The sequence below is a fragment of the Phormidium sp. CCY1219 genome (genome assembly GCF_035615515.1).
Lineage (GTDB): Bacteria > Cyanobacteriota > Cyanobacteriia > Cyanobacteriales > Laspinemataceae > CCY1219.
In genome coordinates this window covers 1-5,780 of record NZ_JAJENT010000280.1, presented here as the reverse complement: position 1 = coordinate 5,780, position 5,780 = coordinate 1, and the positions used below count along the sequence as shown (strand labels likewise).

The following is a 5,780-nucleotide window of genomic DNA, read 5'->3' as shown; positions in this document are numbered from 1 at the left end:
GTGGCACCGACTGAGGAATTGGACGGCGAAGCACAACCCTCGGAGGTGGCACCGACTGAGGAATTGGACGGCGAAGCGCAGACCTCTGAGGAGACACCCACGGAGGAACCCACCATCCCGCCCACCGAATCTGAAGCCGAACCGGGCGCGCCGATAAACGAGTTAAAACCTCGGCTTCCCGTGGATTCCGTGGAATAATATCATGTTTCCCGGGTAAAAGTATGCTTTCCACAGCTCCCGTAGGGTGCGTGACCCCCCCCAAGGAAGTGAGCAATTCTCCCCTTGAGGAACCACGGGGGTCACGCACCGCTGAAGGGATTCGCGCACCGGAAGCGAGCTGGGAGAGGGTATCAATTCAAATTCAGCGGGTCCACATCGATCGCCAAACTAATTTCCTGGGGACAGAGCGATCGCAACGCTTCCACGGGGGGTAACTGCACCGACTCCCCGGGGGGAAACTTGAGCAAAATCTGCCAGCGGTAGCGATCGGCGACGCGCAACACCGGTGCGGGGGCCGGACCGAGCAACTCGTAGCCGCGCGTGAGATGTGCGTCTTGACCGCCGAGTGCTGAGGCGATCGCGATCGCGATATCCTCCACCATCCAATCATCCCCTCCCGATATCCGCAACAACACCAACCGTCCGTAAGGCGGATAACTCAGGGCCTCTCGCTGTTCCAACTCCATCTCGATAAACCGGCCATAGTCGTGGCCTTGCATCGCCTGAATCACCGGATGTTCCGGGGAGTAAGTTTGCACGATCGCCCGTCCCGGGTCATCCCCGCGACCCGCACGACCCGCCACCTGAGTTAACATTTGAAACGCCCGTTCCGATGCCCGAAAATCGGACATATTCAGCAATCCATCCGCCGCCACTACCCCCACTAACGTCACCTGGGGCAGATCTAACCCCTTGGTCAGCATTTGGGTCCCCAGCAACACATCCGCTTCCCCCTGGGCGAACCGAGACAGCAATGCCCGATGTGCCCCTTTCGCACGAGTGGTATCGCTATCGAACCGAATCACCCGCAACTGGGGAAACTGCCGCCCCAATTCCTGCATCACCCGCTGGGTGCCGCTGCCAAAGTGCCGGAAATACGGGGACTCGCATTCGGGGCAGCGTTGGGGCGGGCGGCGAGTATAACCGCAATAATGACAGCGCAAAAAATCTGCCGCATCTTCATGCACTTTATGATAAGAGAGAGAAACATCGCAATGGGGGCATTCCATCACATAGCCGCAACTGCGACAAGATACAAAGGTGCTATGTCCCCGGCGATGAATGAATAAGATTCCCTGGCGGTCTGTTTCTCCCAGGGTATGTAACTCCCGTTGCAGGACTTCGCTAAAAATCGAGCGGTTGCCCTTGCGAAGTTCCTGGCGCATATCCACCACCTCTACCGGGGGCATGGGTCGCGCGTGGATGCGTTCGGGCAAGGAGAGATAGTAGGTGAGGGGGCGGTCATCTCCCGGGTTGTCGGATGCTTCGGCAATGTCCACCCAAGTTTCTAACGAGGGAGTGGCGGAACCGAGAATTAACGGACAATCGGATAACTCGGCGCGCCATTGCGCTACAGTGCGGGCGTGGTAGGTGGGGGCGGGTCGGTCTTGTTTGTAGCTGCCATCGTATTCTTCATCTAAGACGATCGCCCCGAGGTTGGGCAGGGGGGCAAAAATCGCCGATCGCGTGCCGATGACGATTTGCGGCGTGCCGGCGAGCATTTGTCGCCAAGTGTCGTAGCGTTCTCCGTCGGATAATCCGCTGTGATATACGGCCACGCGATCGCCAAACCGGGCGCGAAAGCGATCGCACAGTTGCGGCGTCAGGCCGATTTCCGGCACTAGCACGATCGCCGATTTCCCGCGCTCGAGTATCGGCGCGATCGCTTGCAAGTAAACTTCGGTTTTCCCGGAACCCGTCACCCCATGCAGCAGCACTCGCCCATATCCTTGGATCTGATTAATCACTTCCAGGGCATTTGCTTGAGCGGAAGTGAGCGCTTTCGGTATATCTGGCGTTTGTGCCGGTTGAGCGAAGGCGCGCAATTCTTCGCGATCGTAGATTTCCACACAGCCTTTTTCCGCCAGTTTCTTCACCACCGACGAACTGGTTTGGCAAATTTGCACCAACTCGGTTAACCACAGTTCCCCCCCGCGCCGCCGCAACACCTGTAGCACTTCCTGCTGTCGCTTCGTCAAGTCCAGGGGAAACGAAGGGCCTACTAGCGTCACCGCTTGTTTGGTTTTCGCACGCGGCGCTTTGGGCGATTCCAGGTAACTTTCCACCCAACCGCGTTTGCTCAATTCCCGCAATCCCGCATCGGCGCGGCGCACTTGACGCCGGATATACTTTACCGTATAGTCTCCGCTTTTCGACCCGCGCAGCAGGTCGAGAATTTGCCGCGCCGGGGTACTGAGGAAACTCTCCGCCTCCGGAGGTCTCTCGCCACTCAAGCGAATCCGACGCTGCGATCGCGCCAACAATCCCGGGGGAAGAGCCGTTTTGATAACTTGTATTAGGGGCGTGTAGTAATAATCCGCTACTCGTTCCAACAGTTGCCAATAATGGGGGGAGAAAAACCCGGCGACGACAATCTCTTCTACATCTTTAACTTTATCCTTGGTTAACTCGGCGGGCAATTGTGCTACATAGCGAATCGCGATCGCCCCTAAGTGTTGCTTTCCAAACGGCACGTTGAGAATATCCCCGGGTTGCACTTCCAACTCTGGGGGCACCCGATAAGTAAATAATCCCTGTGTCGCTGGCGAATCCACCAACACCTCGAGCCACTGCTCGGGCGGATCCGCCGCATCACCGCGACTTTCCCCCTCCACATCGTAACCGCCTCGCGGTGCGGCAACGCGCAGGGGCAATAAATCCATTTCAGCAGTGGCGATCTCGTCGTGCATTGTTTTCTCTCGCCCAATAAGCGACCTGATTATAATAGCGCCTTTTCATTCAAGACAGGCAGCAGCTTAAGGTAATTTTAGGATAGAAAACCCTTTGGGTCAATTCCCAATTTGAAATTTTTTCGCGTTCGGTTTCAATTTCGCTCCGGAAAATGATAGAATCCAGGGTGACGCTCCTCCCGGCGTTTAATCCCCCAACGGCTCTCTCTCTTGGCCGCGTTTTCTACCCCACCCTAGTCTAGATTTAGATTATCCCAATGCCAGAGTATCTGATGACTGGCGCTGCTAACTATCAACCCCTGCGCGATTCTCTCCAAGCACAGAACTGGAAAACCAGCGATCGCGAAACGCGCCGCATCATGCTGCAAATCGCCCAGCGCCTGCGAATGTCCCAAAACCTTCCCCCCTCCGAGGCGGAATGGTTGGTGAATTTAGATTATCTCACGGAAGAAGACGGGAAGCAATTTCCCCTGTCGGATTTATGCATTTTGGATAATCTGTGGACGCACTATAGCGGCGGTCAATTTGGGTTCAGCATCCAGGCGCAAATCTGGCAGGAATTTCAGCGGGATTACGCTTTATTTGCAGACGCAGTAGGATGGTCGATGGGGGAGATGGATTGGCGCACTTATTCCGAATTGCTGTTCGATATTACCGCCCCAGAAGGCCATTTGCCCGCCGCCCCCTTTTACACCAAAACCGGATTGGGCGTGGGATGGGTGGCAAGTTTATCATTGCGCTTAAAAGAGTGTCAAGAACAATGATTGGCTAGGGGCAGGTGGTATAATTTCCGGGGAAAAGGCAGGGTTTTTGATGGCCAATAAACTGAGGATTTCTCAATGGCAACCCCTGCGAATCTGGCGGTTCTGTTTGAATTGATTTCAGGATTGGCGGAATCGGAGGCATTCGCGATCGCTCGCAATTGTGCGGGTTTGAAAAGGTCGCGACTCAGCTAAAACCTCTCTCATTGGCCTTGACAATTGTGGCACAATCTGTTGAACCAAGAACCTTTATTCCGCTTCGGCGGGTTGGGGTGACAAAATCAGCAATTGGTCGCCCCGATCGCTCTCGTGAATCACCACTATCGGCGGGCGCAAGCTGCGATTTGCAGTGTTGGGAAGGGTAGGGAAAATGTAGAAGTATCCGCTGCGGTCTATCAGCAACCGCCACACTCTCTGCACCTGTTGCGGGCCGGTTTGGGTGATTTCTCTGCCCAATAACCGATTGTATCGCGCTTTGTCCCCAATGATGCGAAATCCGGCGGGATTGATGAGCGGATTGTCTAGTTTTCGTCCCAGTGCGGAGTTGTCTTCGGGCAGCAAAAAGGTGACCACGGGAAGGGTAGAGGTTTCGTTCACTGCGTCGGTCCAAGCGTCGGCGTCAGCTTGCCATTGGGCGAGGAAAAACAGGATGAGTAATGCCCACAGGAAAATGATGATTTCATCGAGTAGCGATCGCAAAAAGTCGATGGAGTTAAAGTGCGTGGAGTTGAATTCGGCGAGGGATTGCACGACTTGTGCCACCGGCGATCGGCGATGCCGATCGCCATATTGTATCGCCCTCTCGCGCCACTGTTTCAAGTGGTGGGTTATCCTGCGCCCTGCAAGTTGCACGAACCATAAGGTGAGGTAAATGCCCACCGCACACAGCACAATCCCGATCGCCGTGCGCGCGATCGCTCCCCAACCGCCTAAAAGCGCCTGAAATGCCGCAATATAAAACGATTCTAGGGGCAAATCTAGGGTGGTGACTTCTAATTGAAAAAAACTGAAATACGCCCACCGATATACCCAGCCGGTAAAATAAAGTGCCGCGCCCACGAGGACGACTAAACTGGCTAAGGTGCCTAACCCCTGCGGTTCGCTGTGAGAATTGTCCGACATCGCAATTTTATGTTTGACGTTTCTGGTGGCGCGCGATCGCTTCCCCCACTCCTCACCCGACAACCCCCGGGCTATCCCTCCGGATATCCCGCCTCTCCCCACCGGGGCATCAAGCTGACCCGCCACTGGGATGCAGGTGGGTCGAGTTATGGATTATAATCGTAACATCTTATTAGGCGAAACTGGCGGTTCATAAAATGAAAATTTTTGTAAAGATTTTTCTGGTGGCGATCGCCGTGTCTACTGCCATTGCCGCGATCGCACAATCCCCACCGGATCCCCCACCCTCGGCGGCTCAAAATGCCTCCCCAGTCGCCGAACAAACCCCGATTCCCGTCCAATTACCCATTCCCCCTTCTTTGGCAACCCTCACCCCGCACACCGGTGGTTCCATGACCGGGCACCTCGCTGGGTTTACCCCCCAACAGTTGACCCTTTCAGTGGATGAGTTTTCTGAGTCTATCCCGATTTCGGACATCGATCGCCTGGAGTACAGTGGCGAAGAAGACTTGTTTATTTCCGGTGTTCAGGGCGATCGTAAAATACGCGGCGAACAGAACAATCAAGACAATCTGAAAACCTGGTCCGGGGTGCCCGTGAGTGCCTTGCAACTGCAAAACCCGCAAACCGGCGAAGCCCTGCTGCAGTTGGGTTCCGTGGTCAGTGGGTTGGAATTGCGCGGATTGCTCGATATTGCCAAAACCAGTTACTTCGTGGTGCGCGAAATTGAATTTGACTCCCCCGAAACCATGACCATTCGCGCTCTCCTGATTGACCGTTAATTGGCGGTTCGTCCCCTCTCTCACCCCCAAGGCCAGTGCCCTGCCCTTGGGCTTTGTCTTCTGGTTGCCCCCTGCTCTCGTTCCCCCCTGGGGGAACGCCCTCCCGCAGGCTCCGCCTCCCGCTCCCTCACGGCAATCAATGCATTGCACATGTTCCCTGCCTGCCCCATCCGCTCCATTTTACCCGATTGGCTTTTTTTTGTCAA

General features: G+C 55.4%; 6 protein-coding genes. 4 read left to right on the top strand and 2 right to left on the bottom strand.

Annotated features, from left to right (window positions below; genetic code table 11):
• The coding region (locus tag LKK83_RS04130; RefSeq protein WP_324629613.1) for a hypothetical protein at positions 1-198 on the top strand (198 nt) is incomplete at its 5' end.
• Between the two features lie 152 nt (positions 199-350).
• Here LKK83_RS04130 and priA read toward each other — a convergent pair.
• Positions 351-2,909 carry a primosomal protein N' gene (gene priA / locus LKK83_RS04125; protein WP_324629612.1) on the bottom strand — a complete coding sequence of 853 codons (2,559 nt, stop codon included), beginning with the start codon at positions 2,907-2,909 and terminating at the stop codon, positions 351-353.
• Between the two features lie 257 nt (positions 2,910-3,166).
• On the opposite strand from priA, the gene LKK83_RS04120 reads away from it, so the two are divergent.
• Positions 3,167-3,673, top strand: a complete 507-nt coding sequence (locus tag LKK83_RS04120) for a GUN4 domain-containing protein (protein WP_324629611.1) — start codon at positions 3,167-3,169, stop codon at positions 3,671-3,673.
• 246 nt (positions 3,674-3,919) lie between these two features.
• Here LKK83_RS04120 and LKK83_RS04115 read toward each other — a convergent pair whose 3' ends face one another.
• Complete coding sequence (locus LKK83_RS04115; RefSeq protein WP_324629610.1) at positions 3,920-4,792, bottom strand: hypothetical protein; 873 nt, start codon at positions 4,790-4,792, stop codon at positions 3,920-3,922.
• Between the two features lie 9 nt (positions 4,793-4,801).
• On the opposite strand from LKK83_RS04115, the gene LKK83_RS04110 reads away from it, so the two are divergent.
• Positions 4,802-4,951: a hypothetical protein gene (locus tag LKK83_RS04110; RefSeq protein ID WP_324629609.1), complete on the top strand. Its 150-nt coding sequence runs from the start codon at positions 4,802-4,804 to the stop codon at positions 4,949-4,951.
• A 38-nt stretch (positions 4,952-4,989) separates the two neighbouring features.
• A complete protein-coding gene (locus LKK83_RS04105; protein ID WP_324629608.1) occupies positions 4,990-5,574 on the top strand; it encodes a hypothetical protein in 585 nt (194 codons plus the stop codon).
• Positions 5,575-5,780: the final 206 nt, after the last annotated feature.

Excerpts from the sequence above, each read along its gene's own strand:
- priA (WP_324629612.1), bottom strand. The coding sequence starts at position 2,909 with ATGCACGACGAGATCGCCACTGCTGAAATGGATTTATTGCCCCTGCGC.
- LKK83_RS04120 (WP_324629611.1), top strand. The coding sequence starts at position 3,167 with ATGCCAGAGTATCTGATGACTGGCGCTGCTAACTATCAACCCCTGCGC.
- LKK83_RS04110 (WP_324629609.1), top strand. The coding sequence starts at position 4,802 with ATGTTTGACGTTTCTGGTGGCGCGCGATCGCTTCCCCCACTCCTCACC.
- LKK83_RS04115 (WP_324629610.1), bottom strand. The coding sequence starts at position 4,792 with ATGTCGGACAATTCTCACAGCGAACCGCAGGGGTTAGGCACCTTAGCC.
- LKK83_RS04105 (WP_324629608.1), top strand. The coding sequence starts at position 4,990 with ATGAAAATTTTTGTAAAGATTTTTCTGGTGGCGATCGCCGTGTCTACT.